The organism is Thermus sp., from assembly GCF_056332225.1.
On sequence record NZ_JBWGQW010000022.1, the window covers coordinates 1 to 24,529 of the forward strand.

Annotated in this window: 27 protein-coding genes and 5 tRNA genes; 17 read left to right on the top strand and 15 right to left on the bottom strand. The window is 68.7% G+C overall.

Annotated features, from left to right (window positions below; translation table 11 throughout):
* From AC01Y6_RS05905 to AC01Y6_RS05920, 4 genes are all read left to right on the top strand, one after another.
* A partial coding sequence (locus AC01Y6_RS05905; RefSeq protein ID WP_476670693.1) for a hypothetical protein occupies positions 1-323 on the top strand: 323 nt, incomplete at its 5' end.
* On the top strand, positions 320-1,414 hold the full coding sequence (locus AC01Y6_RS05910) for a glycosyltransferase family 4 protein (RefSeq protein ID WP_476670694.1): 1,095 nt from the start codon (positions 320-322) through the stop codon (positions 1,412-1,414). The genes AC01Y6_RS05905 and AC01Y6_RS05910, both read left to right, overlap by 4 nt.
* Before the next feature lie 37 nt (positions 1,415-1,451).
* Positions 1,452-2,690, top strand: coding sequence for a sugar transferase (locus AC01Y6_RS05915; protein ID WP_476670695.1), 1,239 nt, complete (start codon positions 1,452-1,454; stop codon positions 2,688-2,690).
* Positions 2,691-2,693: 3 nt separating this feature from the next.
* The gene (locus AC01Y6_RS05920; RefSeq protein WP_476670696.1) at positions 2,694-3,605 is read left to right on the top strand and encodes a lipopolysaccharide biosynthesis protein; all 912 of its coding nucleotides are present in this window, start codon (positions 2,694-2,696) and stop codon (positions 3,603-3,605) included.
* A 183-nt stretch (positions 3,606-3,788) separates the two neighbouring features.
* Here the strand turns inward: AC01Y6_RS05920 and AC01Y6_RS05925 are convergent, their stop codons facing one another.
* Genes AC01Y6_RS05925 through AC01Y6_RS05945 form a run of 5 tightly spaced genes read right to left on the bottom strand, consistent with a single transcriptional unit; the run spans position 3,789 to position 7,311 of the window.
* The gene (locus AC01Y6_RS05925) at positions 3,789-4,034 is read right to left on the bottom strand and encodes a hypothetical protein (protein ID WP_476670697.1); all 246 of its coding nucleotides are present in this window, start codon (positions 4,032-4,034) and stop codon (positions 3,789-3,791) included.
* Positions 4,034-5,257 carry a vWA domain-containing protein gene (locus tag AC01Y6_RS05930; protein WP_476670699.1) on the bottom strand — a complete coding sequence of 408 codons (1,224 nt, stop codon included), beginning with the start codon at positions 5,255-5,257 and terminating at the stop codon, positions 4,034-4,036. The genes AC01Y6_RS05925 and AC01Y6_RS05930 overlap by 1 nt, the downstream gene beginning before the upstream one ends.
* Positions 5,254-5,640: an HI0074 family nucleotidyltransferase substrate-binding subunit gene (locus tag AC01Y6_RS05935; RefSeq protein WP_347241455.1), complete on the bottom strand. Its 387-nt coding sequence runs from the start codon at positions 5,638-5,640 to the stop codon at positions 5,254-5,256. Before AC01Y6_RS05935 ends, AC01Y6_RS05930 begins: the two co-directional genes overlap by 4 nt.
* Positions 5,625-5,927 carry a nucleotidyltransferase family protein gene (locus tag AC01Y6_RS05940; RefSeq protein WP_347241457.1) on the bottom strand — a complete coding sequence of 101 codons (303 nt, stop codon included), beginning with the start codon at positions 5,925-5,927 and terminating at the stop codon, positions 5,625-5,627. Before AC01Y6_RS05940 ends, AC01Y6_RS05935 begins: the two co-directional genes overlap by 16 nt.
* On the bottom strand, positions 5,917-7,311 hold the full coding sequence (locus AC01Y6_RS05945) for a sigma 54-interacting transcriptional regulator (RefSeq protein ID WP_476670701.1): 1,395 nt from the start codon (positions 7,309-7,311) through the stop codon (positions 5,917-5,919). Before AC01Y6_RS05945 ends, AC01Y6_RS05940 begins: the two co-directional genes overlap by 11 nt.
* Positions 7,312-7,702: 391 nt before the next feature.
* Between AC01Y6_RS05945 and hslV the strand changes: the two genes are divergently transcribed.
* From hslV to AC01Y6_RS05965, 4 genes are all read left to right on the top strand, one after another.
* Positions 7,703-8,269: an ATP-dependent protease subunit HslV gene (gene hslV, locus AC01Y6_RS05950; protein ID WP_428716219.1), complete on the top strand. Its 567-nt coding sequence runs from the start codon at positions 7,703-7,705 to the stop codon at positions 8,267-8,269.
* Positions 8,266-9,516 (top strand): ATP-dependent protease ATPase subunit HslU, encoded by a 1,251-nt coding sequence (locus AC01Y6_RS05955; protein WP_347241460.1) that lies wholly within the window; start codon positions 8,266-8,268, stop codon positions 9,514-9,516. Before hslV ends, AC01Y6_RS05955 begins: the two co-directional genes overlap by 4 nt.
* A gap of 9 nt (positions 9,517-9,525) precedes the next feature.
* Entirely contained in the window at positions 9,526-10,590 is a 1,065-nt protein-coding gene (locus tag AC01Y6_RS05960; RefSeq protein WP_428719861.1) for a tetratricopeptide repeat protein, read from the top strand.
* Positions 10,591-10,653: 63 nt separating this feature from the next.
* Entirely contained in the window at positions 10,654-11,391 is a 738-nt protein-coding gene (locus AC01Y6_RS05965; protein ID WP_347241462.1) for a formate dehydrogenase accessory sulfurtransferase FdhD, read from the top strand.
* Here the strand turns inward: AC01Y6_RS05965 and tatA are convergent.
* On the bottom strand, positions 11,381-11,545 hold the full coding sequence (gene tatA / locus AC01Y6_RS05970; protein WP_347241463.1) for a twin-arginine translocase TatA/TatE family subunit: 165 nt from the start codon (positions 11,543-11,545) through the stop codon (positions 11,381-11,383). The two genes, AC01Y6_RS05965 and tatA, sit on opposite strands and share 11 nt — an antisense overlap.
* 71 nt (positions 11,546-11,616) lie before the next feature.
* Between tatA and AC01Y6_RS05975 the strand changes: the two genes are divergently transcribed.
* From AC01Y6_RS05975 to mscL, 4 genes are all read left to right on the top strand, one after another.
* Positions 11,617-11,693, top strand: a tRNA-Pro gene (locus AC01Y6_RS05975).
* Between the two features lies 1 nt (position 11,694).
* A tRNA-Gly gene (locus tag AC01Y6_RS05980) sits at positions 11,695-11,770 on the top strand.
* 34 nt (positions 11,771-11,804) lie between these two features.
* Positions 11,805-11,880, top strand: a tRNA-Arg gene (locus AC01Y6_RS05985).
* 57 nt (positions 11,881-11,937) lie between these two features.
* Positions 11,938-12,300 carry a large conductance mechanosensitive channel protein MscL gene (gene mscL, locus AC01Y6_RS05990; protein WP_347241464.1) on the top strand — a complete coding sequence of 121 codons (363 nt, stop codon included), beginning with the start codon at positions 11,938-11,940 and terminating at the stop codon, positions 12,298-12,300.
* Here mscL and AC01Y6_RS05995 read toward each other — a convergent pair.
* Positions 12,284-13,105, bottom strand: coding sequence for a hypothetical protein (locus tag AC01Y6_RS05995; RefSeq protein ID WP_428719864.1), 822 nt, complete (start codon positions 13,103-13,105; stop codon positions 12,284-12,286). The genes mscL and AC01Y6_RS05995 overlap by 17 nt on opposite strands.
* A 47-nt stretch (positions 13,106-13,152) precedes the next feature.
* On the opposite strand from AC01Y6_RS05995, the gene AC01Y6_RS06000 reads away from it, so the two are divergent.
* A complete protein-coding gene (locus tag AC01Y6_RS06000; RefSeq protein WP_476670705.1) occupies positions 13,153-14,211 on the top strand; it encodes a pyridoxal-phosphate-dependent aminotransferase family protein in 1,059 nt (352 codons plus the stop codon).
* Here the strand turns inward: AC01Y6_RS06000 and AC01Y6_RS06005 are convergent.
* From AC01Y6_RS06005 to carB, 8 genes are read right to left on the bottom strand one after another with little or no spacing between them, the layout of a single operon-like run.
* Complete coding sequence (locus tag AC01Y6_RS06005; RefSeq protein WP_428719866.1) at positions 14,174-14,764, bottom strand: TIGR01440 family protein; 591 nt, start codon at positions 14,762-14,764, stop codon at positions 14,174-14,176. The genes AC01Y6_RS06000 and AC01Y6_RS06005 overlap by 38 nt on opposite strands.
* A gap of 9 nt (positions 14,765-14,773) precedes the next feature.
* Positions 14,774-15,640, bottom strand: coding sequence for a menaquinone biosynthesis prenyltransferase MqnP (mqnP, locus tag AC01Y6_RS06010; protein ID WP_428721949.1), 867 nt, complete (start codon positions 15,638-15,640; stop codon positions 14,774-14,776).
* The gene (panD, locus tag AC01Y6_RS06015; RefSeq protein WP_347241482.1) at positions 15,637-15,987 is read right to left on the bottom strand and encodes an aspartate 1-decarboxylase; all 351 of its coding nucleotides are present in this window, start codon (positions 15,985-15,987) and stop codon (positions 15,637-15,639) included. Before panD ends, mqnP begins: the two co-directional genes overlap by 4 nt.
* A 23-nt stretch (positions 15,988-16,010) precedes the next feature.
* The gene (locus AC01Y6_RS06020; RefSeq protein ID WP_476670708.1) at positions 16,011-17,558 is read right to left on the bottom strand and encodes an Rqc2 family fibronectin-binding protein; all 1,548 of its coding nucleotides are present in this window, start codon (positions 17,556-17,558) and stop codon (positions 16,011-16,013) included.
* On the bottom strand, positions 17,543-18,307 hold the full coding sequence (locus tag AC01Y6_RS06025; RefSeq protein ID WP_428719869.1) for a tRNA (adenine-N1)-methyltransferase: 765 nt from the start codon (positions 18,305-18,307) through the stop codon (positions 17,543-17,545). Before AC01Y6_RS06025 ends, AC01Y6_RS06020 begins: the two co-directional genes overlap by 16 nt.
* Positions 18,308-18,317: 10 nt before the next feature.
* Positions 18,318-19,175: a DsbA family protein gene (locus tag AC01Y6_RS06030; RefSeq protein ID WP_476670709.1), complete on the bottom strand. Its 858-nt coding sequence runs from the start codon at positions 19,173-19,175 to the stop codon at positions 18,318-18,320.
* Entirely contained in the window at positions 19,172-19,501 is a 330-nt protein-coding gene (locus tag AC01Y6_RS06035; RefSeq protein WP_347241472.1) for a cyclic-di-AMP receptor, read from the bottom strand. The genes AC01Y6_RS06030 and AC01Y6_RS06035 overlap by 4 nt, the downstream gene beginning before the upstream one ends.
* Entirely contained in the window at positions 19,498-22,587 is a 3,090-nt protein-coding gene (gene carB / locus AC01Y6_RS06040; protein WP_476670710.1) for a carbamoyl-phosphate synthase large subunit, read from the bottom strand. The genes AC01Y6_RS06035 and carB overlap by 4 nt, the downstream gene beginning before the upstream one ends.
* A 120-nt stretch (positions 22,588-22,707) precedes the next feature.
* Here carB and AC01Y6_RS06045 point away from each other — a divergent pair, with 120 nt between their 5' ends.
* The 4 genes from AC01Y6_RS06045 (at position 22,708) to tig (ending at position 24,485) form a co-directional block, all read left to right on the top strand.
* The gene (locus AC01Y6_RS06045; RefSeq protein ID WP_347241474.1) at positions 22,708-22,992 is read left to right on the top strand and encodes a rhodanese-like domain-containing protein; all 285 of its coding nucleotides are present in this window, start codon (positions 22,708-22,710) and stop codon (positions 22,990-22,992) included.
* A 28-nt stretch (positions 22,993-23,020) separates the two neighbouring features.
* Positions 23,021-23,097 (top strand) — tRNA-His (locus tag AC01Y6_RS06050).
* Between the two features lie 53 nt (positions 23,098-23,150).
* Positions 23,151-23,235, top strand: a tRNA-Leu gene (locus AC01Y6_RS06055).
* A gap of 35 nt (positions 23,236-23,270) precedes the next feature.
* Positions 23,271-24,485, top strand: coding sequence for a trigger factor (gene tig, locus AC01Y6_RS06060; RefSeq protein ID WP_428721945.1), 1,215 nt, complete (start codon positions 23,271-23,273; stop codon positions 24,483-24,485).
* Positions 24,486-24,529 lie beyond the last annotated feature (44 nt).

Below are 24,529 nucleotides of genomic sequence, written 5' to 3' on the forward strand. Positions count from 1 at the left end.
ATGGGGAAGTTTTTGAGGTTAGCACAAAGGTTGGAGATGTGCTCATATTTTTAGGTAGCATTCACTGGTGGTTTATTCTTGCTTATGTCGGATTCGGATTGCTCATTTCAAGGAAAGACCGAGTCTACTTTGTAGAATCAATCTATAAACAGCGAGGCTGGTTTTCCATGGGTTTAATTCTTATCATGGTTTATGCTTACATTTACTTCGGGACCGGGGATACTCGGCATAGGGCCTTGCTTTACCTTCTTTGGTCGCCGCTTTTCTCGGTGTATTTTTGCTTAAAGTTAACCTCTTTCTACAGAAGAAATCGCTGTCCATGATACGTTTGCTTTACCTCATCACCCGCGCTGAGCCTGGTGGAGCCCAGGTGCATGTCCTGGAGCTCCTGCGGGCTTTTAGGGACCAGGCCGAGGTTCACCTCGGGGTGGGGGAGGACCGGGACGGGTTTCTCATAGAGGAGGCGAGGAAGCTTGGTGTGGAGGTTTACCTCCTCAAGGGGCTGGTCCAGCCCATACGCCCCCACCAGGACCTCTCCGCCCTTTGGGAGGTCGGGGCCCTCCTCATGCGCCTCCGCCCTCACCTTGTCCACGCCCACTCCTCCAAGGCGGGGTTCCTCGGACGGCTTGCGGCGAGGGCCTTGGGCGTGAGGAGCGTCTACACCGCCCACGGCTGGGCCTTCACCGAGGGGGTCCCCAAGGGGCGGAGGAGGCTCGCCCTCGCCATGGAGCGCCTCGCCGGGCGGTTTGGGGACCGGGTGATCGCCGTGTCCCATTACGACCGGGACCTCGCCCTCCGCCACCGGGTGGTCCCTCCGGAAAAGCTAAGGGTCGTCTGGAACGGCGTGCCGGACACCCCCCTGAGGGCCCGCCCCAAGGCCCACCCCCCGAGGCTCGTCATGGTGGCCCGCTTCGCCCCCCCAAAGGACCACGCCCTCCTCCTTCGGGCCCTTGCGGGCCTAAGGGAGCTTCCCTGGACCCTGGACCTGGTGGGGGAGGGCCCCCTCCTTCCCCAGGCCAAGGCCCTGGCCGAGGCCCTGGGGCTTGCGGAGCGGGTGCGCTTCCTCGGGGCGAGGCGGGACGTGGCGGAGGTCCTGGCGGGGGCCCAGGTCTTCGCCCTCGCCACGAACTGGGAGGGCCTTCCCCTTTCCGTGCTGGAGGCTATGCGCTCCGGTCTTCCCGTGGTGGCCTCGGACGTGGGCGGGGTGAAAGAGGCGGTGGTGGAGGGGAAGACGGGGTTTCTGGTGGGGCGGGGGGACGAGGCGGGGTTTAGGGAGAGGCTCGCGCGGCTCCTGCAAGACCCAGGGCTCAGGGCCTCCCTGGGGGAGGCGGGGCGGAGGCGCTACGAGGAGGCCTTCACCCTGGAGAGGATGCTCCGGGAGACCTGGCGGGTCTACCAGGAGGTCCTGGGTTAGGTCTTTTCATGCTCCGTTCACCCGTTTTTTGGGTAAGATGACAGGCGTGAGCGCTTTGGAGCTGCGTATTCCCTACCGCGCGGCCCAGGCCCGTTCCCGAACGGGCTTGGCCTGGGTCCTGGCGCCCCTGCCCTCCCTGATCTCCGGGCTCCTCCTTTTCGGGGCCACCTCGTGGGGGAAGGAGGTATGGCTCCTGGTGGGGCTCACCGCCCTGGCCCACCTCCTGGCCTTCTTGGCCACGGAGCGGATGGCCCGCTACCCCGGGCAGGAGTCTTGGAGCCTGGCGGGCTTTAACCTTCTCCTCTTCACCCTCTTCCTGGTGGCCGTCCTGGCCATGGGGCGGCTCTACTACTCCAGGAGCTACCTCCTTGTGGCCACCCTCCTGGCCTTCCTCCTTCTCCTCCTCTACCTGAGGGGTCTTCCTCCGGCGAGGCTCGCCCTCCTCCCCGGGGGCGTGGCCGATGGGCTCCTTCGGGCCCTGGGCAGGGAGCTTCCCCCCTTGAGGGGCCTCGAGGGGGTGGAGGGGGTGGTGGCCGACCTGCACCACCTGGACCCCAGGGCCCTTCCCCTCCTGGCCGAGGCCGCCTTCCGCGGCCTGCCCATCCTCCACGCCGCCAGGGTGTACGAGGGCTACACGGGGCGGGTTCCCCTGGAACTGGCCGAGGGGCTCTTTGCCCTGGCGGAGCGGGAACGGGGCCTCTACCCCCTCTTCAAGCGGGCCTGGGAGGTGGGGCTGGTGCTCTTCCTTTCTCCCCTCGCTCTTCTCCTGGGGCTCCTCGTGGCCCTCGCGGTCTACCTGGACCTGGGGAGGCCCGTGCTCTTCGCCCAGGAGCGGGTGGGCCTCGGCGGGAGGGCCTTTAAGGCCTACAAGTTCCGCACCATGCGGGGGGCTCCCCGGGAGGGGGCCTACGCCGGGGAGGAAGGGGGGCGGATCACCCCCTTGGGCCGGTTCCTCCGCCGCTACCGCTTGGACGAGCTTCCCCAGCTCTGGAACGTCCTCAAGGGGGAGATGAGCCTCGTGGGCCCCCGGCCCGAGCAGCGGGTCCTGGCCGAGGCCTACGCCCGGGAGATCCCCCTTTACGCCCTAAGGCACGCGGTGCGGCCCGGCCTCACGGGGTGGGCCCAGGTGCACCAGGGCTACGCCGAGGGGAAGGAGGAAACCCTGGTAAAGCTGAGCTACGACCTTTACTACATCAAGCACCTCTCCTTCTTCCTGGACCTCCGGATCCTCCTTCGCACGATCTGGGTGGTCCTCTCGGGCTTCCGGGCGAAGTGAGTTATGGAACCCAAAGAACTCACCCTCTTGGACCTCTTGACCCACCTTCGGCGGAGGGGGCGCGGGATCCTTTGGCTCGCCCTTGGCGCGGGGGTTTTGGTCTACGGGGCGAGCCTCCTCCTCCCTCCCCGCTACGAGTCACGAGCCCTGGCCCGGCTGGACCTGCAACCGCCCCCAAGCGTGGAGGCCTCCACGGGTCAAGCCCAAACCCACCTTGCTTCCCTAGTGGGAGCCCTTCAAGTCGCGGGCATGGAGTGGAGGTTCCCCGACGGGGAGCGGGTGGGCCGGCTTGCCCGGTTGGAGTGGAAGGACGGGGACCAGACCCTATCCTTCCGCGTGGCTGGGTCCACGCCCAAGGCGGCGCAGGAGCGGGCGGCGTGGCTCCTTGGGGAGAGCGAGCGCTATTTGCGGGAGAAGGTCTGGGAGGTCTACCGCTCCTTGGCGCAGGCCGAGCTCGCCAAGGCCAAGGAGAACCTGGAGGCCCTGAGGAAGGGCCTCGAGGCCACACCTCCTAAGGCCTTTTCCGCCGGGGGTTCGGCCCTTGCCCCCTACCTCGAGGCCCAGGGGGTTTCCCCTCCGGTGGCCCGGGCCCAGGACCCCGCCGCCACCTACCTTGCCCTCACGCGGGCCGAGCTTTCTTCCCAGATAGCCCAGCTCCAGGCCAGGGTAGACATCTTGGAGCGGCTTGTGCGGGAGGATGGGGCCCTGGAGCGCTTCCTGGTCGTGAGCGTGCTCGTGCCCCCCACGCTTCCCGAAAAACCCCTTTCCCCAAGGCCCCTGGCCTACGGGGTACTGGCCGCTCTCGGGGCCTTCCTCCTGGGCCTCCTGTGGGTCCTCCTCGCCGCCACTTTGGGTGAGGAAACCCCTAGCCGCCCTCTCCGAGGAGGTGGCGGAGGCCCTGAGGAAGGAGGATAGACCCCTACCCGCTGGGGGCGCCCTACGGGGTATTGATGGGGACAAATCGCCAGCAACCAGGAGGCCTGGGCCTCGGTGCTGGCCCCGCCGAGAAGGTGGCCCCTAAGCGGGGCCTCCTCCTCGCCCTGGCCGTGGCCTTGGGCCTCATGCTCGGGGTGATGGCCGCCTTCCTGGCCGAGGCGCTTAGGCCCCAGGAAAGGGCCACCGGCTAAGCCCGGCCCGCTCCAGGACCTCCTCCGCCTCCGCCATGTACCGGTCCCAGGGGACGAGGGCGTAGCCCCTTTCGCCCCGGGCGGCGTAGTAGGGAAGGTCTAGGGAGAGGGGGGCGCGCACCTCGTGGTGTTCCCGCACCAGGGCGGGGATGGGCTTAGGGAAAACCCGGGGGCGCCTCAGGCGCTCCAGGAGAAGGGCGAGGCGCAAGGGGGCCATCAGTTCCTCCGCACCTTCTTGTTGAGGAAGTCCAGGAGGAGGTAGCGGCCGATGTTGCCGGGGTGGGTGAGGTAGGCCTTGCCCCGGGTGATCTGGGAAAGCTTCTTCACGAAGGCCAAAAGCTCGGGCTCCCGGGCCAGCATGAAGGTGTGGATGGGGATCCCCTCCCGCCTCGCCAGGGTGGCCTCCTTCAGGGTTTCGGCGAGGATCAGGGGGTCCAGGCCCCAGGCGTTTTTGTAGATCTCCCCGCTCGGGAGGGTTAAGGCCGAGGGCTTGCCGTCGGTGATGAGGATGATCTGCTTCATCTCCCCGCCCATCTTCTTGAGGAGGGTGCGGGCGAGCTCCAGGCCCGCCTTGGTGTTGGTGTGGTAGGGGCCCACCTGGGCCAGGGGGAGCTTGGAGAGGGGGATCTCCTCGGCGGTGTCGTGGAAGAGGACGAAGCGGACCCGGTCGCCGGGGAACTGGGTGCGGATGAGGTGGGCGAGGGCCAGGGCCACCCTCTTGGCCGGGGTGAAGCGGTCCTCCCCGTAGAGGATCATGGAGTGGGAGCAGTCCAGGAGGACCACGGTGCTCATGCTGGCGGTGTACTCGGCGAGGTCTATGACCAGGTCCTCGTGGGAAAGGCGCTCCAGGCCCTTGAGGGCCGCCTTCTTCAGGGTCTCGGGGACGTTGAGGTCCAGGGGGTCCCCCCACTCCCAGGCCTTGGTCTCCCCCGTCTTCTCCACCCCGGGGGCGTGGTGGGGGGTGGGGTGGAGGCCCGGGGGGTTCCGCCCTAGGGCCCCGAGGAGCTCCCGGAGGCTCTTTAGCCCCAGGAAGTCCGAGGCCTTCTCCGTGAGCTCAAACCGGGCCTCCCCCGCCTCGCCCCGGTACCCGCCCTGGGCGGGGTCCGTGGGGTCCTCCCCGGGAAGGCGGAGGTAGCCCGCCTCCTTGAGCTTCTGGATCATCCCCTGGATGGCCTGGTAGAGGCGGGTTTCCTCCTTGAGGTTTGCGAAGCGGGCCTCCTTTAGCCAGTCCTCGGGGACGAGCTCGTTCTTGAGGAGGGCCTGGAGGAGGGCGTCGTAGAGGTCCTCGAGGGTGGGGGCGCGGCTCGGGTCCGGGTCGTAGCGCTGGAAGGGGTCGGAAAACCCCGAGTCCAGGAGGAAGTCCTCCAGGAGGGAGAGGATCTCCTCGGGGGAGAGGTCCTCCAGGCCCCCTTCATAGCGGCTGTAGCGGATGGCCTTCATCTTTGCAACCTCCTCAAGATCCTTTCCATGAGCCGGGCGTAGTCCGGAAGCCGCGAGAAGATGGCCCGGGCCAGGGCTTCGTTGTACGTGTGGACCGTGAGGTTGCGGTCGTCCGCCATGCCGAGGGCCAGGCGAGCCTCTTCCTCCCCCAAAAGCCCCGCCTCCCGGGCCAGGCGGATGACCCCCTTGGGGCTTGCCCCCTCCAGCCCCTCCACCTCCCGGAGGTAGGCCTGAAGCGCCTTCCACAAGGCCTCAAAGGTGTACTCAAAGCGCTGGATGGCCGCGTCCCGCTCAACGGGGCTCGGGTCCTGCAGGAAGGCGAGCTCTCTAAGCGTGGCGAGGGCCTTCTCCGCGACCTGGATCCGTTCTAGAACTCGGCCCACAGGACGCCCTCCCTGAGCACCCGTTCCCGGAAGGCGGGCTCGGCCTCGGCGAGGTCCACGAGGTCCACCCGCCGCACCACGGGGGCCTCCTCCAGGGCCTCCCGGAGGAGGGGCATGAGGTGGGCGAGGGGTATAGGCGAGAGGAGGGCGAGGTCCAGGTCGGAGGCCCGCCCCCCCTCTCCCCGGGCGAAGGAGCCGAAGAGGAAAAGCCTCGTTCCCGTCCCCTGGAGGAAGGGCCTTAAGGCGGCGAGGACGGCCTCCTTGTCCCGCTCCAGGCTAGTTGCCATAGCTCCTCGGCCTCTCCGCCGCCTGGTAGCTCGCCTCGCCCCGGGAGAGCTTCCTCCTCCCCACGAGGCCCTCGAGGACGAACTCCCCGGCGGAAAGCAGGACCTCCGGCTCCTCCCCCTCGGCGAGGGCCCTCGCCGCCTCCAGAAGCCCCGGGACCCCGGCCATGGCCCTAAGGGCTTCCTCCAGGTCCCCCTCGGGGAGGGTGAGGAGGTTTCCCGCCTCAAAGTGGGCCACGATGGGCTCGGTCCTGATGCGGTAGCGGGGGAGGACCATCCCGAAGGCCTTCTGCACGATCTCCCGCGCCACCTTCTCCGCCCCCTGGAGCTCCCCTTCGTACTCCAGCTCCAGCTTCCCCGTGATGGCGGGAAGCCCCTGGTAGAGGTCCAGAGGCCTCGCCACGGGCCTTCCCCCCTGGAGGAGGGCCCTTCGCTCGGCGCTCGCCGCCACCACCTCCAAGAGGCTGATGGCGAGGCGCTGGGAGACCCCCGCCGTCTGGTCCACGCGGCGGTCCTCCCGGGCGGCGAAGGCCACGGCCTCCACGGAAAGCCTCACCCACTCCGGGACCAGGACCCCCTCCGGCACGTAGGCCTCCTGGGCGCTGATCCGGGCCCCCTCCTCCAGGGAGCGGGGGTAGTGGGTGCGGATCTCGCTCCCGATGCGGTCCTTGAGGGGGGTGACGATCCGGCCCCTGGCGGTGTAGTCCTGGGGGTTGGCGGTGAAGACGAGCCAGACGTCTAGGGGAAGCCGGATGGGGTAGCCCCGGATCTGGACGTCCCCTTCCTCGAGGATGTTGAAGAGGGCCACCTGCACCTTGGGGGCGAGGTCGGCGAGCTCGTTCACGGCGAAGATCCCCCGGTTTGCCCGGGGCAGGAGGCCGTAGTGGATGCTCTCCAGGTCCGCCATCCCCGTGCCCCGCCTGGCCGCCTTGATGGGGTCCATGTCCCCGAGGAGGTCGGCCACGGTGGTGTCGGGGGTGGCAAGCTTTTCCACGTAGCGCTCCTCCCGGCCAAGCCAAAGGATCGGGGCTTCGTCCCCGGCCTCCTCCAAAAGGCGCTTCCCCTCGGGAGAGATGGGAAAGAGGGGGTTATCCCTGAGCTCCGTGGCCAGGGCGGGGACCTCCTCGTCTAAGAGGCTCGTGAGGCTTCTAAGGATGCGGCTTTTCGCCTGGCCCCGGGTGCCGAGGAGGATGAAGTTCTGCTTGGCCAGGATGGCCTGGACCAGGGCGGGGATCACCGTGTCCTCGTAGCCGTGGATGCCGGGAAAGAGCGTCTCCCCGCGCCTTAGCTTCTCCCGGAGGTTCTCCCGGGCCTCGTCCTTCACGGTGCGGCGAAGCTTTTCCAGGGGGTAGGTGCGCTTGAGTTCGCCTAGGGTCTTGGCCTTCACCCTTACCAGTCTAGGGGAAGGGGTGGAGGGGGGTGTGTGCCTTGAGTCTCCTTAGGATGACGACCCAGGCCTTCCGCTTTAACCCCAAGGCTCCCTTGGGGAAGGCGGTGCAGGCCGCCCGCGCCTTGGGGGAGCGCCTCGAGGCCCTCGCCGTGGTCCTCTTCGGCTCCCTGGCCCGGGGGGAAGCGACGCCGACTCCTCCGGAACACCCTTCTCCCCTTTCCCGAAAGGTGCCCGGAAGGGGTGCGCCGGGTGGTACACCTTGGCCGAGGCCAGGGAGGCCCTGAAGGAGGGGTTTGGCGTGGTCCCGGCCGCCCTTGGGGAGGGGCGGGTCCTCTTTGAGCGGGAGAGGCCCGGGAGGTCCTTGGCCGCCTAGCCTAACGCCCTTCTCATGCCTAGGGGGTATCTTGGCGGCGTGGAGATTCACGGCACCACCATCCTGGCCGTGCGCAAGGACGGGGTCACCGCCCTCGCCGGAGACGGCCAGGTCACCTTCGGCCAGACCGTGCTCAAGCGGGGGGCGGTGAAGGTGCGGAAGCTGGAGGTGGGGGAAGGCGTCCTGGTGGGGTTCGCCGGGGGTGTGGCCGACGCCTTGGCCCTCCTGGAGCGCTTTGAGGAGCGGCTCAAGGAGGCCAAGGGGAACCTCCTGAAGGGGGCGGTGGAAACCGCTAAGCTTTGGCGCACCGACCGGGTCCTCCGCCACCTCCAGGCCATGATCGTGGCCGCGGACCGGGAGGGCATGGTCCTCCTCTCGGGAAGCGGGGAGGTGATCGCCCCGGAGGAGCCCCTTTTGGCGGTGGGCTCGGGCGGGCCCTACGCCCTCGCCGCCGCCAAGGCCCTTTACCGCCACACGGGGCTTTCCGCCAAGGAGATCGCCACGGAGGCCCTGAGGATCGCGGCCGAGGTGGACCTCTACACCTCGGGCCAGGTCACGGTCCTCACCCTGGGGGAAGCATGAACCTGACGCCCGCCGAGATCGTAAGGGAGCTCTCCAAGTACATCGTGGGCCAGGAGGCGGCCAAGCGGGCGGTGGCCGTGGCCTTGAGGAACCGCTACCGCCGCAAGAAGCTCCCCCCGGAGGTGGCCCGGGAGGTGACCCCCAAAAACATCCTCATGATTGGCCCCACGGGGGTGGGGAAGACCGAGATCGCCCGCCGCCTTGCCCGCCTCGCCGGGGCGCCTTTTGTGAAGGTGGAGGCCACCAAGTTCACCGAGGTGGGGTACGTGGGCCGGGACGTGGACGCCATCGTCCGCGACCTGGCGGAGGCCAGCTACCAGCTCGTGCTGGAGGAGATGAAGAAGAAGGTGGAGGAGAAGGCCCTGGCCTTCGCCGAGGAGGAGCTCGCCACCCTGCTTCGCGCCCCCCTGGCCGAGGTGCGCTCGGGCCGCCTGGACGGCCACCTCGTGGAGGTCCAGGTGGAGGAGGAGCTTTCCCTCCCCTTCATGGGGGTCCTGGGGGGCGAGGCCTTCGGGGGCATGGGGGAGATGCTCAAGGGCCTTCTCCCGAGGCGCCCGGTCCGCCGCCGCATGACGGTGAGGGAGGCGCGGGAGGTGCTGAAGAACCAGCACGCCGAGCGCCTCATAGACAAAGAAGAGCTCAAGGAGGAGGCGAGGCGCCGGGCCCAGGAGGAGGGCATCGTCTTCATCGACGAGATCGACAAGGTGGCCCGCCGGGAAGGTACCGTGGGCCCGGATGTTTCGGGGGAGGGGGTGCAGCGGGACCTCCTCCCCATCGTGGAGGGGACGGTGGTCTCCACGCGGATCGGTCCCATCTCCACGGAGCACGTCCTCTTCATCGCCGCCGGGGCCTTCCACGTGGCCAAGCCCTCGGACCTGATCCCCGAGCTCCAGGGGCGGTTTCCCATAAGGGTGGAGCTTTCCCCCTTGGGCCCCGAGGAGTTCTACCGCATCCTCAAGGAGCCCGAGAACTCCCTTATCCGGCAGTACACGGAGCTCCTTAAGGCCGACGGCACCGAGCTCGTCTTTGAGGACGAGGCCCTCTGGGCCATCGCGCAGGCGGCCCACCGGGCCAACCAGGACCTCGAGGACATCGGGGCCAGGCGGCTCGCCACGGTTTTGGAAAGGGTGCTGGAGGAGGTGAGCTTCCAGACCGACCTGGGCCGTGTGGAGATCACCCGGGCCTACGTGGAGAAGCGGCTTCAAGAGGTCTTCGCTTCCCCGGACCTAACGCGGTTTGTCCTGTAGGAGGGAAAGATGCGCTGGTTGCTTGTCGCCTTTGGCTTGCTCGCGGTTCCCGGCCTGGCCCAGACCCCTCCGCCCCCGGCGGGGCAGGTGCAGCAGGACCCCCTGAAGATGGGGGTGCAGCTTTACGCCCTCGGGCGGTACGAGGCGGCCCTGGCCCTGTTTGAGCGGGCGGCCAAGGAAAATCCCGCCAACCCCGACGCCCTCTACTGGCTGGCCCGGGCCCAGCTGAAGATGGGCCTTCTGAACCCCGCCCTGGAAAACGCCAAGGGCCTGGTGGCCAAGAACCCCCGGTACATCGGGGGGTACATGGTCCTCTCCGAGGCCTACGTGGCCCTCTACCGGGCCTCGGAGGACCGGGAGAAGGGGAAGGCCTACCTGGAACAGGCCCTTTCGGTGCTGCGGGACGCGGAGAAGGTCAACCCCCGCTACCCGGCGCTCTTCGCCCAGCGGGGCCTGGTCTACGCCCTCCTGGGGCAGCCGGACAGGGCGGAGGAGGCCTTCAAGAAGGCCCTTTCCCTGGAGGACAGCCCCGGGGTGCGGGCCGCCCTGGCCGAGCTTTACCTCTCCCTGGGCCGCCTGGACGAGGCCTTGGACCAGTACGCCAAGGCGGTGGCCCAAGCCCCCAAGGACCCGGACCTCCGGGTGCGTTACGCCTCGGCCCTCCTCCTCAAGGGGAAGGCGGAGGAGGCGGCCCGGGTATTGGAGGAGGGGCATAGGCTCAAGCCCTTGGACGCCGAGGGTTGGTACACCCTGGGCCAGGCCTACTGGGCCCTGGGGAGGGCGAAGGAGGCGGGGGTGGCCCTGGAAAACGCCGTGACCCTCGCCCCCTTGCGCTTCCCGGCCGCCTACTACTACCTGGGCCAGGTCTATTTGGCCCTTGGGGATTACCCCAAGGCCAAGAGCCGCCTCACGGTGGCGGTGCGCCTCGAGCCCAAGCGCGCGGAGTACCGCTACAGCCTCTGCCTGGCCAACGAGAAGCTGGGGGACAAGGAGGGCGCCCGCTACCAGTGCCAAGAGGCCCTGAAGCTCAAGCCGGGCTACAAGGAGGCGGAGGAGGTCTTGAGAAGGCTTTAGCGGCCCCCATTGTTCCTTTGGGGCTTTGGGTTTGGGCCTTTCTGGGCTAAGGTGGAGGCGTCCATGTGGCGCTTTGAGCGGGGAAGCTTCACCCCGGAGGACTTCCCCCTCCCCGAGGAGGGAAGCCTCCTTCTCGTGGTGAACGGCAGGCCCTGGACGGCCCTTGCCTACACCCCTGGGGAGGAGGTCTATTTGGCGGTGGGCCACCTCTTCCTGAGCGGGGTTCTCTGGAGCCTGGAGGGGGTGCGGCTCAGGGTGGGGGAGGGGATGGTCCTCGTGGACCTCCCCTACGAGCCCGAGAAGGCCCTGGGGGTGCGGGACAGCGGCTGCACCCCCGGCCTCCGCCACGGGGAGCCCAGGCTTGCGCCCCTCCCTCCCGTGCCCCTGGACCCCGCCCTTCCCCTCCGCCTCTTGGCCACCTTGCGGGCGGAAGCCCGGGCCTACCCAAGGAGCCGGGGCATACACGGGGCGGGCCTTTTTGACCTGGAGGGGCGGCTTCTTTACCTGAACGAGGACATCGGGCGGCACAACGCCGTGGACCGGTTAGCGGGCTACATGCTCTTGGAGGGGGTGAGGCCCCCGGTGCTTTTGGCGAGCACGGGGCGGGCGAGCCGGGAGATGGTGGCCAAGGCCATTGGGATAGGGGCGGTACTCCTAGCGAGCCGGACAGGGGCCACGGCCCAGGCGGTGGAGCTGGCACGGGCGTACGGTCTAGCCTTGGCGACCTACGTGCGCCCCACGGGCTACCGCCTCTACGCCCCCGGGGGGATGCCCGTGCCCGAGGGGGCCTTCAGGCCCTAGGCTCTTCCTTCTTCTCCTCGCCCTCCTGCAGGCCCTTCTTGAACTCCCGCGCCGACTGGCCGATCCCCCGGGCCAGCTCGGGAAGCTTCTTGGCGCCGAAGAGGAGAAGGATGACCAAGAGGATGAGGATGATCTCCAGGGGTCCTAAGCGCATGGAGCCATGATAGCATGCCTTGACCCTCCTAAGGTGAGGTGCTATCGTGGCCTCTGGGTGGCCACGGCCTCCGGGGCGTAGCGCAGGCCGGTAGCGCACCTGCTTTGGGAGCAGGGGGTCGCCCGTTCAAATCGGGCCGCCCCGACCACGCGGGAGTAGCTCAGTTGGTAGAGCATCGGCCTTCCAAGCCGAGGGTCGCGGGTTCGAGTCCCGTCTCCCGCTCCAAAGGGCCGGGGCTTCTGCCCCGGCTCCACGGTTTGGGCCCGTAGCTCAGCGGACAGAGCAGCCGCCTTCTAAGCGGTAGGTCGGGGGTTCAAGTCCCTCCGGGCCCGCCAGTTTTTACGGCCCTTGGTCGGTTTGGGTGTAGCCCTGGCTCCTTTGCCGAGGTATTTATGTGGAAAGGTTTGAAGGATTTTCTGACGCGGGGGAATGGGGCGGATCTGGCGGTGGCCGTGGTGGTCGGCACGGCCTTCGGCCAGGTGGTGAACAGTCTGGTGGCGGACGTGATTACCCCCCTCATCGGCGCCTTGGGTGGGGCGCCGGATTTCTCGGGGATGAAACTTGGTCCCGTCGCCCTGGGCAAGTTCTTGAACGCCCTCCTCAACTTCCTCATCGTGGGCGCGGCCATCTACTTCCTGGTGGTGGTGCCCATGCAGGCGGCGCAGAACCGCTTGCAGAAGAAGGCCGAGACAGCGCCTCCGGAGGAGGTCAGGCTTCTCCGGGAGATACTGGAGGAGCTCAGGAAGAAGGCCTGAGCCGGTTCCAGAAGAAAAGGGCCAGGTACCCTAGGCCGAGCTCCGGCCTGGGGTTTGTGGTCACGGAGAGGGCGAAGGCGTGGAAGAGGAGGCTTTCTAGGGCGTGGCGGGGGCTTCTTTTGAGGAGGTCCTTGAGGGCGGGGCCCTGCCGGAGGGCGAGGAGGGCGAGGTAGGGGAGGTAGGGCCAGGGCCCGGTGGCAAGGCCCAGGGCGGAGGCCCCAAGGCTCAGGAAGGCCAGGGCCCGGGCGGGGGAGAGGGGGTCTAGCCCGAGAGCCTTGAGCTCCTCCCAAAAAGGGGGGTCCTCCCCGGGCCAGGGCGCCTTCAGGAGGAGGAGCCTTCGCCCCTCGTGCCCCCCCAGGTAGAGCCGGGGATCGGGGGCCACCCCGAGGGGGAGGAGGAGGGCAGGGTTTTCCCTCAGGGCCTGGAAGAGGAGGGGGTCCAGGGGGGTGCCGTCCACCAGGTACCAGGCGTGGGGCCTCCCCGTGAAGAGGAAGCCCAGGGCGCGCTCCACCCGGTGCCCCCGGTGGGCGAGGATGCCGGGCCAGGCCTCCGGGGGCTCCTCGAGGAGGGCCTCCCGCCAGGGCGGGCTGGAGCGGAGGGGCGCGGTCTTTAGCCGGAAGCGGACTTCTAGGGTTTCCCCTTCCTCCAGGGCGAAGCGGGCGAGGAGGTTGCCCCGGGCCTCAAAGGCCTCGAGGGGCCTATGGGAGAGGGCAAGCTCCCCCACCTCCTGGCCAGGGAGGGTCTGGGGCAGGGGGAGAAGGTGCTCCCCGCCGGAAAGGGGGCGGAAGCGGAGGGTCCAGCGCACACGCCTAGGCTACCCCGTCCGGGCCCCCTTTCCGCTACACTTCTCCCATGGACTGGCTCCTCACCCCCGGCCCCGTGCGCCTGCACCCCAAGGCCCTGGAGGCCCTCGCCCGGCCCCAGCTTCACCACCGCACCGAGGCCGCCCGGGAGGTCTTCTTGAGGGCCCGGGGCCTCCTCAAGGAGGCCTTCCGCACCGAGGGCGAGGTCCTGATCCTCACGGGAAGCGGCACCTTGGCCATGGAGGCCCTGGTCAAGAACCTCTTCGCCCCCGGGGAGAGCGTCCTGGTGCCCGTATACGGCAAGTTCTCCGAGCGCTTTTACGAGATCGCCCTGGAGGCGGGCCTTAAGGCCCACCGCCTGGACCTCCCCTATGGCCAGGTGCCCCGCCCCGAGGAGGTGGCCAAGGAGGGATACGCGGGCCTCCTCCTCGTCCACTCGGAGACCTCCACCGGGGCCCTCGCCGACCTTCCCGCCCTGGCCCGGGCCTTCAAGGAGAAGAATCCCGAGGGCCTGGTGGGGGCGGACATGGTGACGAGCCTCCTCCTGGGGGAGGTGGCCCTCGAGGCCTTCGGGGTGGACGCCGCCGCCTCGGGGAGCCAGAAGGGCCTCATGTGCCCCCCGGGCCTTGGCTTCGTGGCCCTCGCCCCAAGGGCCCTGGAGCGCCTAAAGCCCAGGGGCTACTACCTGGACCTCGCCCGGGAGCTCAGGGCCCAGAAGGAGGGGGAGAGCGCCTGGACCCCGGCCATCAACCTGGTCCTGGCGGTGGCCTCGGTCTTGGAAGAGGTCCTTCCCCGCCTGGAGGACCACCTCGCCCTCAAGGCCTGGCAGAACGCCCTCCTCTACCGGGTGGGGGAGGAAGGGGGCCTTAGGCCCGTCCCCGAGGAGAAAAGCCCCGCGGTGGCCGCCTTCTACCTGCCGGAGGGGGTTCCCTACGCCCGGGTGAAGGAGGCCTTCGCGAGAAGGGGGGCGGTCATCGCCGGGGGGCAGGGGCCCTTGAAGGGGAGGGTCTTCCGCCTCTCCCTCATGGGGGCCTACGACCGCTACGAGGCCCTGGGGGTGGCCGCCATGTTCAGGGAGGTTTTGGAAGATATTCTTCCAGCTTCTTGAGCATCTCCTCCCGGGTGTAGACCGCCCGGGCCCCGCCCACGAGCTTGGGCCGGGTTTTGGCGGCGAGGAGCACCGCCTCGCCGATCCTCCGCAGGGAAAGCCTCAGGGGCACGGCCACGGGGCGGAGGTGCATGCCGATGAGGACCCCGCCCACGTCCATCCCCCCGTGGGCCTGGGCCCTAAGGGACTCCACCACCACCGGGTCCTTAAAGCGCAGGAAAGCCGCCGTGGCCAAGGCCCCCCCCGCCTTGGGGTGGGGGAAGACGGTGACCTCCTCCAGGCCGTAGGCCCGGGCCGTTTCCCTTTCCACCACCAGGGCCCGGTTCAGGTGCTCGCAGGCCTGCACCGCCACGTGCACCCCCCTTTCCAGGAGGGGCGGGAGGAGGCCCTCTAGAAGGGCGTGGGCCGCCTCGAGGCTCGGCCTCGTCCCCACCTTTTCCCCCAGGACCTCGCTGGTGGACCCTCCCAGGACGAAGAGGCTTCCTTCCCCCATGGGGAAGAGGTCCAGGAACTCCAGGATGGCCCGCTCGGCCGCCTTGCGGATCCCCTCCATGCCCTCAGCCTACCCCGGGGGCGCCTGGCCCAGAAGGAGGTCCAACACGATGAAGAGGAACATCCCCAGGCTCACCCCCACGTTGGCCTGGAAGAAGGCCACCTCCACCTTGGAGAGGTCCTCCGGGGAGACCAGGCGGTGCTCAAAGACGAGAAGCCCCCCCACCAGGAGGAGGCCCAGGTGGTAAAGGGGCCCCGCCCCGTAGCTCAACCCGGCCATCAGGAAGGCGAGCCAGGCGAGGAGGTGGGTGGCCCGGGCGAGGGCGAGGGCCTTGGGGATCCCGAAGCGGGCGGGGATGCTCTTTACCCCATAGGCCCGGTCAAAGGCGTAGTCCTGGGTGGCGTAGAGGATGTCAAACCCGGCGATCCAGAGCCCCACCCCGGCCCAGAGCCAGTAGGCCGTGGGGGCGAAGCTCCCGGTGACGGCGATCCAACCCCCTGCGGCCGCCGCCCCGATGGTGAGGCCCAAAACGTAGTGGCAGAGCCAGGTGAAGCGCTTGGTGTAGCTGTAGAAGGCGAGGAAGAAGACGGCCACGGGGAGGAGCTTCGCCGTGAGGGGGTTTAGGCGAAGCCCGGCGTAGACCAAAAGGGCGAGGCCGAAGAGGGCGAGGAAGAGGGTCTCCCAGGGCTTCACCAGGCCCCTTGGCAGGTGGCGGTCCTTGGTCCTCGGGTTCAGGGCGTCTATGCGCCAGTCCACGAGGCGGTTCAGGGCCATGGCCATGGTCCTCGCCCCCACCATGGCCAGGGTGACGAGGAGGAAGGTCCGCCACCCCGGCCACCCCCCCGCCGCGAGGAGCATCCCCGCGTAGGCGAAGGGGAGGGCGAAGAGGGTGTGCTCAAAGCGGACAAGCTCCAGGTAGAGCCTAAGGCGCTTCACCCTTTGCGGACCTCGAGGATGCGGTTCTTTTCGTCCACCAGGACCACGGTGGGCTTGAGGTTTCTCGCCTCCTCCTCGTCAAATACCCCGTAGGCCACGAGGATCACCAGGTCCCCCGGCTTCACCAGGTGGGCGGCGGCCCCGTTGATCTTCACCTCTCCCGAGCCCCTTTCCCCGGGGAGGGCGTAGGTGGTGAGCCTCGCCCCGTTGGTGATGTCGTAGATGTCCACCTGCTCAAAAGGCAGGATCCCGGCGGCCTCCAGGAGGTCCTGGTCCACCGTCACCGAGCCCACGTAGTGGAGATCGGCCTGGGTCACGGTGGCCCGGTGGATCTTGGCGTGGAACATCACGCGCCTCACGAGGCCCGAGTTTACTCCTCCGAGGCCTCCTGCGGGAGGGTGCCCTCCACGAAGAGGGTCTTGGCCCCGGTGTAGAGCACCTGGCCTGGGGCGGCCTTCCTGGGCCGCCAGACGTGCTTCTTGCGGGTGTAGTCCACCGCCACCTGCCTTTCCCCCCGGGCCCGAGAGTGGTAGGCGGCGAGCCTCGCGGCGAAGAGGAGGTCCTCCAGGGGCGGGTTCTTCCCCTCCGCCTTCAGGATCACGTGGCTTCCCGGCACCCCCTGGGCGTGGAACCAGAGGTCCTCGGAGTGGGCGAGGCGGGTGAGGAGGTCGTTCTCCTTGGCGTTCCGCCCCACCAGCACGGGAAAGCCGGAGGGGGAGGTGTAGCGGAGGCCAAGCCTGGCCTCCTTTTTCCTGGGCCTTTGGGAGAGGCGGAGAAGCTCCTCCAGGGAGGCCTCCCGCACCCGGGCCATCTCCTCCTCCAGGGCCCGGATCCGGGCCTCGGTCTTGGGGATGAGGTCCAAAGCCCTTTCCGCAAGGGCCTCCAGGCGCTTCGCCCGCTCGTAGAGCTTTTGGGCGTTCTCCTGGGGGGAGAGGGCGGGGTCCAGGGGGATTTCCACGGGCTTCCCCTCAAAGCCCTCCAGGACCACCTGCGCTTTCCCCCGGGGCACCTCCTTCAGCCTGGCGAGGAGGAGGTCGGCCTTCTGCCTGAGGGCCTCCGCCTCTTCCAGCCGCTCCAGGGCCCTTTGGTAGTCCCCTAGGCGGGCGAGGAGGGTCCGCCTCTCCCTTTCCAGGGCCTCGAGGAGGGGCTTCCTCAAGGCCTCCTTCTCCTCCTCGGCGAAGCGCCGCCTCAGCTCCTCGGAAAGCTCCGTGCGCAGGAGGGGGTCCTCCACCAGGCTTTTTAGGGCCCGGTGCACCCGCCTGAGCCCCGCCTCGTCCAGGGGGGTCTCGGGGGTGAGGCCTGCCCTTTTCGCCAGCTCCCGCATGAGCTCCTGCCCCACCCCGTCCACGTGCCGGATCACCTCCTTGAGGGGCCTGCCCAGGAGGACCCGGAGGTCCTCCTCGGTGAGCGTCCTCGGGTCCAGCTTCTCGTAGGGGGGCGGGGGGGTGTAGGGGAGGCCGGGCTTGAGCTCCCGGTAGCGGTTCACCTCCTTGGTGATGACCCGGTCCACCCCGAGGATCCGCCCCGCCTCGTCCAGGAGGAGGAGGTTGGCGTTTCTGCCCGTGGCCTCAAAGACCAGGGTTGCGGGAGGGGTGTCCACGAAGCCCCTTTCCCCGGCGAAGCGGAAGAGGGCCACCCGGTCCAGCTTGGGCTGCTCCGCCCCCACCAGGGGCCCCCTCACCCGGGCGTGGAGCTGCCGCTGGAAGGGGGTCTTGGGCTCCCCCTCGAGGCGGCCCTCCTCCAGGACCAGGCTCGGGGAGGGGGGGCGGTAGCGGAGCACCAGGTTGAAAAGGCGCCCTGTCCTCCCCTTGAGCAGGACGGCCAGGGTGCCCTCGTCGGGGAAGGCCAGGCCCAGGTTCAGGGCGGGGAGCTCCTTCCCGAGCGCCCGCAAGACGGCGTGGATCAGGAGACCTTCCATTTCCTGAAAGAGACCAGGAAGGCGGTGTGCCCCACCTGCTGGAAGCGGGGGTGGGCCACGGGAAGCCGGATCTCCCACTCCCTCCACCCCACCTCCAGGACCCGCTCCAGGGAGAGGGGCAGCCTCTCCGCCTCTCGGACCAGCTCCAGAACCTGGGTGATGTTGGGCAGGTAGGCCACCAGGAACCGGTCCGGCTTCAGGGCCAGGGCCGCTTTCTCCAGGACCTTCCAGGGCTCCATGAGGTCCAGGGCCACCCCGTGGTAGGCCTCGTGGGGGAGCTCGGCCTCCTCCAGGCCTTCCTGGTGGAAGCGGATGTTGTCCAGCTTCCAGAAAGCGCGGATGTTTTCCATGGCCTGCCGGAGGTGGTGGGGGCGCTTCTCGTAGGTGTCCACCCGGCCCCCTTCCCCCACCGCCCGGGCCAGGAAGAGGGTGAGGCCCCCCGAGCCCGTGCCCGCCTCGAGGACCCGCATCCCCGGGGCGAGGTCCAAAAGGGTCACCATGGCGCCCGCGTCCTTGGGGTAGGTGGGGGTGGCGCTCCTTTTCATGTGGAGGACGTACTCCTCCAGGGTGGGGCGGTGCACGGAAAGGGGCTCCCCCAGGTGGGTGCGCACCACCCCCCCTGGGCCCGCCTCGAGGATGGCCTCGTGGGGCACGGTTCCCCGGTGGTGGTGGAAGACCCCTTGGGGCCTCAGGCGCACCAGGAAGGCCCGGCCCTTGGCGTCTTTGAGGAGGAAGACCTCGCCTTCCATCCCGCCCACTTTAGCGGGCGAGCTCCAGGTAGTCCAGCACCCTTTTCAGGTCAAAGGGGTTCGGCACCCGGTAGGGCCCGGCGAAGACCGTGGGGGTGCCCCGGAGGCCGAGCCTTAGGGCCAGGGCCCGGTCCGCCTCCACGGGGGCCTGGGCCGAGGGGTCCTTGAGGCAGCGGGCGAAGGCCCCTTCCTCTAGGCCCAGGGCCCGGGCGAGGCCCAGGTAGTCCCCTAGCCTTCCCGCCATCAGGAGGTCGTGGTAGGGCCAGAAGGCCCCCTGCCGGTGGGCGCACTCGCTGGCGGTGGCCGCGGGGAGGGCCTCGGGGTGGATCTCCTTTAGGGGAAAGTGGCGGTAGCTCACCCGCACCTCGCCCCGGGCCGCGCGGGCCTTCAGCGCCGGGAGCACCTCCCGGGCCAGGCGCCGGCAGAAGGGGCACTGGAAGTCGGAGAAGACCCGGAGGAAGGGCCCCTTCTCCCCCAGGACCAGCCGGTCCTGGCCGAAGGCCCCTTCCGGGACCTCCCGCGGGGCCACCCGGGCCGAGACCTCCTCCCCCAGGGCGAGCTCCAGAGTGAACTCCTCCCCCAGGCCCAGGGTGAGGCGCCTTCCCCAAAGGGCTCCCCGGTTCTTCCCGTACCAGTCCAGGAAGGGCCCTCCGTACCCGAGCCCCGTGGCCTTCTCCAGGAGGCGGGCCAGGAAGGGGGCGTTCTCGGGGCCAAGGTAGCGTGCGGCGAGGAGGCGGCCCCCCTTGGCCTCCACCTCCACCCGGGCCCCGGGGGGGAGAGGGCCCAGGGCCTTTTGGAACTCCTCCACCGGCCTTCCCACCTGGGCCAGGGCGAGGCCCACCAGGGGCAGGAGCCAAAAGGGCCTCATACCCGGAAGAACCCCTCCACCGGCAGGACGAAGACCACCGCCCCGCCCACCTGCACCTCCACGGGCTGGGCCAGGAAGGGGTCGGGGGCCTCGGAGAGGGGCAGGCCCCGGGTCACCAGGCGGGTGCGGGTGCGGCACTTCTCCCGGATGAGGTCCAGGACCTCCTCCACCCGGTCGTCCTCGAGGCCGATGAGGAGGGTGGTGTTCCCCTCCCGCAAGAACCCCCCGGTGGAGGCGAGCTTGGTGGACTGGAGGCCCCGCTCCAAGAGGGCCTTGGTGAGGCCGGGGGCGTCCGTGTCCTGCACGATGGCGATGACGAGCTTCATTGAACCTCATTGTACACCCGGTGCCAGTCCTGCAGGCTCTGGGCCTCCAGGCTCCCTTCCCTCGCCCGCAGGATGGCCTTCAGGCTCCACCAGGCCCCCTCCCGGGTGGTGACGAAGGGGAGGCCCCGCTCCACCGCCCGCCTGAGCTCGGGGTGGGGGACGGGGCTGATGAGGAGGTCGTAGTCCTCCCCCTCGGTGAGGGCGAAGCCCGCCTCCCGGTAGAGGGCCACGAGGTCTTTCAGGCCCTCCCCGATGAACCGCACCCGGCCCGAGAGGGGAAGGCGCTGCCCGGCCCCAAGCTCCGCCTTGTAGTAGGCGAGGTACGGGTCCCGGTCTATCCCCATGCTCTCCCCGGTGGAGCGCATCTCCGGCCCCAGGACCGGGATGACCCCGGGGAACTTGATCCAGGGGATGACCACCTCCTTCGCCGCGTAGTAGGGCGGGGTGGGGTCCAGGTCCCGGACGCCGAGCTCCCTCAGGGTCTTGCCCACGGCCACGAGGGCGGCGAGCTTGGCCAGGGGCACCCCGATGGCCTTGGACACGAAGGGCACGGTGCGGCTCGCGCGGGGGTTGGCCTCGAGGACGTACACCTCCTCCCCGAGCACCGCGTACTGGACGTTGAGAAGCCCCCGCACCCCAAGGCCTAAGGCCAGGCTTCGGGTGTAGTCCCGCACCTTGCGCAAGGCCTCTTCCGGCACGTGGACCGGGGGGAGGATCGTGGCCGAGTCCCCGGAGTGGACCCCGGCCCGTTCCACGTGCTCCATCACCCCGGCGATCATCACCTCCTCCCCGTCGGAGAGGGCGTCCACGTCCAGCTCTATGGCCCCTTCCAGGTAGCGGTCCAGGAGGATGGAGGGCTTCTCCTGGAGGGGCTCGTAGACCTCCTCCAGGTAGCGCCCGAGGTCCTCGAGGCCCCAGAGGACCCGCATGGCCCGCCCGCCCAGGACGTAGCTCGGCCTCGCCAGGAGGGGAAAGCCCACCTCCTCCGCGAGCCTCAGGGCCTCCTCGGGGCTTTGGGCCACCCGGCCCTCGGGCTGGGGGATGCCGAGCCTCTGGCAGAGGGCGTGGAAGGCCTCCCGGTCCTCCGCCAGGTGGATGGCGCTAAAGGGGGTGCCGAGGAGCCTCACCCCGGCCTCCTCCAGGCCCCGGGCGAGCCTCAAGGGGGTCTGCCCTCCCAGGGTGGCGATGACCCCCAGGGGCTTCTCGTGCTCCACCAGGTTCAGGACGTCCTCCAGGGTCAGGGGCTCAAAGTAGAGGCGGTCCGCGGTGTCGTAGTCGGTGGAGACCGTCTCGGGGTTGGAGTTCACCATGATGGTCTCAAACCCCGCCTCCTTCAGGGCCCAGACGGCGTGGACCGTGGCGTAGTCAAACTCCACCCCCTGGCCGATCCTTATGGGCCCCGAGCCCAGGATCACCACCTTGGGCTTCTCCGAGGGCCAGACCTCGTCCTCCAGCTCGTAGGTGGAGTAGTGGTAGGGGGTGTAGGCCTCAAACTCGGCGGCGCAGGTGTCCACGGTCTTGTAGACGGGCGCCACCCCGAGGGCCTTCCTCTCCTCCCGCACCGCCTTCTCGCTCTTCCCGAGAAGCTCCCCAATCCTCCGGTCGGGAAGCCCCAGGGCCTTGTAGAAGCGGTAGTCCTCCCGGTCCTTGGGGGGGTGGGTCTTGAGCCACTCCTCGGCCTCCACGATCTCCTTCATCTGGTGGAGGAACCAGGGGTCAATGCGGGTAGCCTGGTAGAGCTCCTCCACGGGCATCCCCCGCCTAAGGAGCTCCATGACGGCGTAGATGCGGTCGGGGTTGGGGTAGAGCTTCTTCTCCAGGTCCTCCGTCCTCACCCCGGCGAGGGCCCTCACGTCCCGCTCCAGGCCCCTTAGGGCCTTCTTTAGGGCCTCCTTGAAGGTGCGGCCCATGGCCATCACCTCCCCCACGCTTTTCATCTGGGTGGAAAGCTCGTCCGTGAGCTTGCCAAGGGTGTTCGGGAGGTCCTGGAACTTCTCAAAGGCGAAGCGGGGGATCTTCACCACCACGTAGTCAATGGTGGGCTCAAAGGAGGCCGGGGTCTTGCGGGTGATGTCGTTGGGAAGCTCGTCTAAGCGGTAGCCCACGGCGAGGAGGGCGGCGATCTTGGCGATGGGGAAGCCCGTGGCCTTGGAGGCGAGGGCCGAGGAGCGGGAGACCCTGGGGTTCATCTCGATGACCACCATCCGCCCCGTCTTGGGGTGGAGGGCGAACTGGATGTTGGACCCCCCCGTCTCCACCCCGATCTCCCGGATGATGGCCTTGGCGGCGTCCCGCATGCGCTGGTACTCGGCGTCGGAGAGGGTCTGGGCCGGGGCCACGGTGATGGAGTCCCCGGTGTGGACCCCCATGGGGTCCAGGTTTTCGATGCTGGTGATGATGACCACGGTGTCGGCGTGGTCCCGCATCACCTCAAGCTCAAACTCCTTCCAGCCTAGGACCGACTCCTCCACCAAGGCGGTGTGCACGGGGGAGAGGAGGAGGCCCCGCCCCAGGACCTCCTTTAGCTCCGCCTCGTCCTTGGCGATGCCGCCTCCTGTGCCCCCCAGGGTGAAGGAGGGGCGCACCACCACGGGGAAGCCCACCTCCCGGGCGAAGCGGAGGCCTTCCTCCACGCTCCCCACCATCCGGCCCCGGGGCACCTCGAGGCCGATCCGCCGCATGGCCTTCTGGAACTCTTCCCGGTCCTCCCCCTTCCGGATGGCCTCGGCCTTGGCCCCGATGAGCTCCACGCCATACTTTTGCAGGATGCCCTCCTCGTGGAGGGCCATGGCCAGGTTGAGGGCGGTCTGCCCCCCCAGGGTGGGGAGGAGGGCGTCGGGGGCCTCCTTGGCCAGGATCTTCTCCAGGGAATCCAGGGTGAGGGGCTCGATGTAGGTGCGCTCGGCGAGCTCGGGGTCGGTCATGATGGTGGCGGGGTTGGAGTTCACCAGGACCACCTCGTACCCCGCCCCCCTTAAGGCCTTCACCGCCTGGGTGCCCGAGTAGTCAAACTCCGCGGCCTGCCCGATGGTGATGGGCCCGGAACCGACGATGAGGATTTTCTTGAGGTCTCTTCTCGGCGGCATCGCGTACCCGAGGGATGAGCTTAGCACAAGAGGCGGGGGACGCCAAGTTATACCATATATCGGGGTGAAAGTGCATAATCTTGCGGGAGGGCCGGGGCCTCCTTGGGCTATACTGGCCCCATGCGCAAGGTCCGCCCCGAGGAGCTTCCCGCCCTCCTCCAGGCCGGGGTGAAAGCGGTGGACGTCCGCCCCCCGGACAAGCGGCACACGCCCTTGCCCTTCCCCGCGGAGTGGATTCCTCTGGAGAAGATCCAAAAGGGAGAGCACGGCCTGCCCCGGGTCCCCCTTCTCCTGGTCTGCGAGAAGGGCCTCCTGAGCCAGGTGGCCGCCCTTTACCTGGAGGCCGAAGGCTACGAGGCCATGAGCCTCGAGGGCGGCCTCCAGGCCTTGACGCAAGGGAAGTAGCCCCGTAGAATGGCGGATGCTGAGCGTGGTGAGCGTAGCTCAGCTGGTCAGAGCACCGGACTGTGGATCCGGGGGTCGTGGGTTCAAGTCCCATCGCTCACCCCAATCCCGCCACCCCGAGGGGGGTGGTATTTTAAAGGGGGGCCTCGCCCTCCCTTGCGAGGATGGCGGAACCGGTAGACGCGCCGGACTTAGGATCCGGTGGGGCAACCCGTGCGGGTTCAAGTCCCGCTCCTCGCACCACCCGGGCGGGGTCCCCTTTTCTGGCGAGGTGAGGCGTGGCGGAGATCCTGGAGCGTTCCGGTTATCTGGTTAGGGTCCGGGTGGAGGTCCCGGCGGAGAAGGTGGAGGCCAGCTACCAGGCCCTGCTCAAGGACCTGGCGAGGCGGGTGCGGATCCCGGGCTTCCGCCCGGGCAAGGCCCCTCTCAAGGTGGTGGAGGCGCGCCTGGGGCGGGAGGAGCTCATGGCCGACCTCAAGGAGCGCCTGGTGGAGGAGACCTACCCCAAGGCGGTGCGGGAGCTTGGGCTCCTTCCCGTGGCGGCCCGGGTGGTGGAGGAGGAGCTTCGGGAAGGGGAGGGCTTCCGCTACGTGGCCGAGGTGGAGAACTACCCCGAGGTGAGGCTTCCCGACTGGCGGGGCTTCGCCCTGGAGGTCCCCCGCCCCGAGGTCACCGAGGAAATGGTGGAACGGGCCCTGGAGGAGCTTCGCCAGCGCTACGCCGAGCTTGTCCCCGTGGAGCGGGAGGCTCAGGAGGAGGACCACGTCTACGTGCGCACCGAGGAGGGGGTGGAGTTTCCCATTGACCTCTCCAAGGCCCTGCCCCACGTGCGGGAGGCCCTCCTCGGCAAGAAGGCGGGGGACGTGGTCCCGGTCCCCGTGCTGAACGAAAAGGGCGAGAAGGTGCGGGAGGTGAGGACCGAGGTCCTGGCGGTGAAGACCCTGGAGCTCCCCGAGCTGGACGAGGAGTTCGCCAAGACCCTGGAGGCGGAAAGCCTCGAGGACCTCAGGGCCAAGGTGCGGGAAAGCCTCCTGCGCCAGGCGGAGGCCCAGTACCAGGAGGCCAGGGAGCGGGCCTTCCTGGAGAAGCTCGCCGAGGGCCTGGAGGCCGAGATCCCCCCCTCCATGCTGGAGGCCGAGGAGCGCCACCTCCTGGAGCGCCTGGCCAAGGACCTCTACCAAAAGGGGGTGAACCTCGAGGCCTACCTCGAGGCCCTGGAGGCGAAGGGGGAGCTAGCGAAGTTCAAGGAGGAGCTCCGCCAGGAGGCCCTGAAGGAGGTCCGCCGCTCCCTGGCCAAGAAGAAGCTCGCCGAGGAGCTTCGTCCCGGGCTCACGGAGGAGGAGTGGCAGGCCTACCTCCAAGGGGTGGCCCGCTCCTACGGGCTCAGCGTCCCGGAGCTAAAGGAGGAGTTCGGGGAGCGTGGCCTGGAAACGCTAAAGGCCGCTTACCTCCAGGAAAAGGCCCTGCGCCTGGCCCTGGCCGAGCTCCCCTAAGGTGGCCCAGGGGGGTTTTCCCCCAGGGCTTGCCGCTACAATGG

What these genes read in the sequence shown, in the direction of transcription:
- AC01Y6_RS05930 (WP_476670699.1), bottom strand. Translation starts at nt 5,257, where the DNA reads ATGAAGGCCATCCGCTACAGCCGCTATGAAGGGGGCCTGGAGGACCTC.
- AC01Y6_RS06045 (WP_347241474.1), top strand. Translation starts at nt 22,708, where the DNA reads ATGCGCAAGGTCCGCCCCGAGGAGCTTCCCGCCCTCCTCCAGGCCGGG.
- AC01Y6_RS06035 (WP_347241472.1), bottom strand. Translation starts at nt 19,501, where the DNA reads ATGAAGCTCGTCATCGCCATCGTGCAGGACACGGACGCCCCCGGCCTC.
- AC01Y6_RS06005 (WP_428719866.1), bottom strand. Translation starts at nt 14,764, where the DNA reads ATGGAGGGGATCCGCAAGGCGGCCGAGCGGGCCATCCTGGAGTTCCTG.
- AC01Y6_RS05910 (WP_476670694.1), top strand. Translation starts at nt 320, where the DNA reads ATGATACGTTTGCTTTACCTCATCACCCGCGCTGAGCCTGGTGGAGCC.
- AC01Y6_RS05920 (WP_476670696.1), top strand. Translation starts at nt 2,694, where the DNA reads ATGGAACCCAAAGAACTCACCCTCTTGGACCTCTTGACCCACCTTCGG.
- AC01Y6_RS05955 (WP_347241460.1), top strand. Translation starts at nt 8,266, where the DNA reads ATGAACCTGACGCCCGCCGAGATCGTAAGGGAGCTCTCCAAGTACATC.
- AC01Y6_RS05915 (WP_476670695.1), top strand. Translation starts at nt 1,452, where the DNA reads ATGACAGGCGTGAGCGCTTTGGAGCTGCGTATTCCCTACCGCGCGGCC.
- mscL (WP_347241464.1), top strand. Translation starts at nt 11,938, where the DNA reads ATGTGGAAAGGTTTGAAGGATTTTCTGACGCGGGGGAATGGGGCGGAT.
- AC01Y6_RS05960 (WP_428719861.1), top strand. Translation starts at nt 9,526, where the DNA reads ATGCGCTGGTTGCTTGTCGCCTTTGGCTTGCTCGCGGTTCCCGGCCTG.
- AC01Y6_RS06030 (WP_476670709.1), bottom strand. Translation starts at nt 19,175, where the DNA reads ATGAGGCCCTTTTGGCTCCTGCCCCTGGTGGGCCTCGCCCTGGCCCAG.
- AC01Y6_RS06025 (WP_428719869.1), bottom strand. Translation starts at nt 18,307, where the DNA reads ATGGAAGGCGAGGTCTTCCTCCTCAAAGACGCCAAGGGCCGGGCCTTC.
- AC01Y6_RS06020 (WP_476670708.1), bottom strand. Translation starts at nt 17,558, where the DNA reads ATGGAAGGTCTCCTGATCCACGCCGTCTTGCGGGCGCTCGGGAAGGAG.
- carB (WP_476670710.1), bottom strand. Translation starts at nt 22,587, where the DNA reads ATGCCGCCGAGAAGAGACCTCAAGAAAATCCTCATCGTCGGTTCCGGG.
- hslV (WP_428716219.1), top strand. Translation starts at nt 7,703, where the DNA reads ATGCCTAGGGGGTATCTTGGCGGCGTGGAGATTCACGGCACCACCATC.
- tatA (WP_347241463.1), bottom strand. Translation starts at nt 11,545, where the DNA reads ATGCGCTTAGGACCCCTGGAGATCATCCTCATCCTCTTGGTCATCCTT.
- panD (WP_347241482.1), bottom strand. Translation starts at nt 15,987, where the DNA reads ATGTTCCACGCCAAGATCCACCGGGCCACCGTGACCCAGGCCGATCTC.
- AC01Y6_RS05940 (WP_347241457.1), bottom strand. Translation starts at nt 5,927, where the DNA reads ATGGCAACTAGCCTGGAGCGGGACAAGGAGGCCGTCCTCGCCGCCTTA.
- AC01Y6_RS06000 (WP_476670705.1), top strand. Translation starts at nt 13,153, where the DNA reads ATGGACTGGCTCCTCACCCCCGGCCCCGTGCGCCTGCACCCCAAGGCC.
- AC01Y6_RS05925 (WP_476670697.1), bottom strand. Translation starts at nt 4,034, where the DNA reads ATGGCCCCCTTGCGCCTCGCCCTTCTCCTGGAGCGCCTGAGGCGCCCC.
- AC01Y6_RS05965 (WP_347241462.1), top strand. Translation starts at nt 10,654, where the DNA reads ATGTGGCGCTTTGAGCGGGGAAGCTTCACCCCGGAGGACTTCCCCCTC.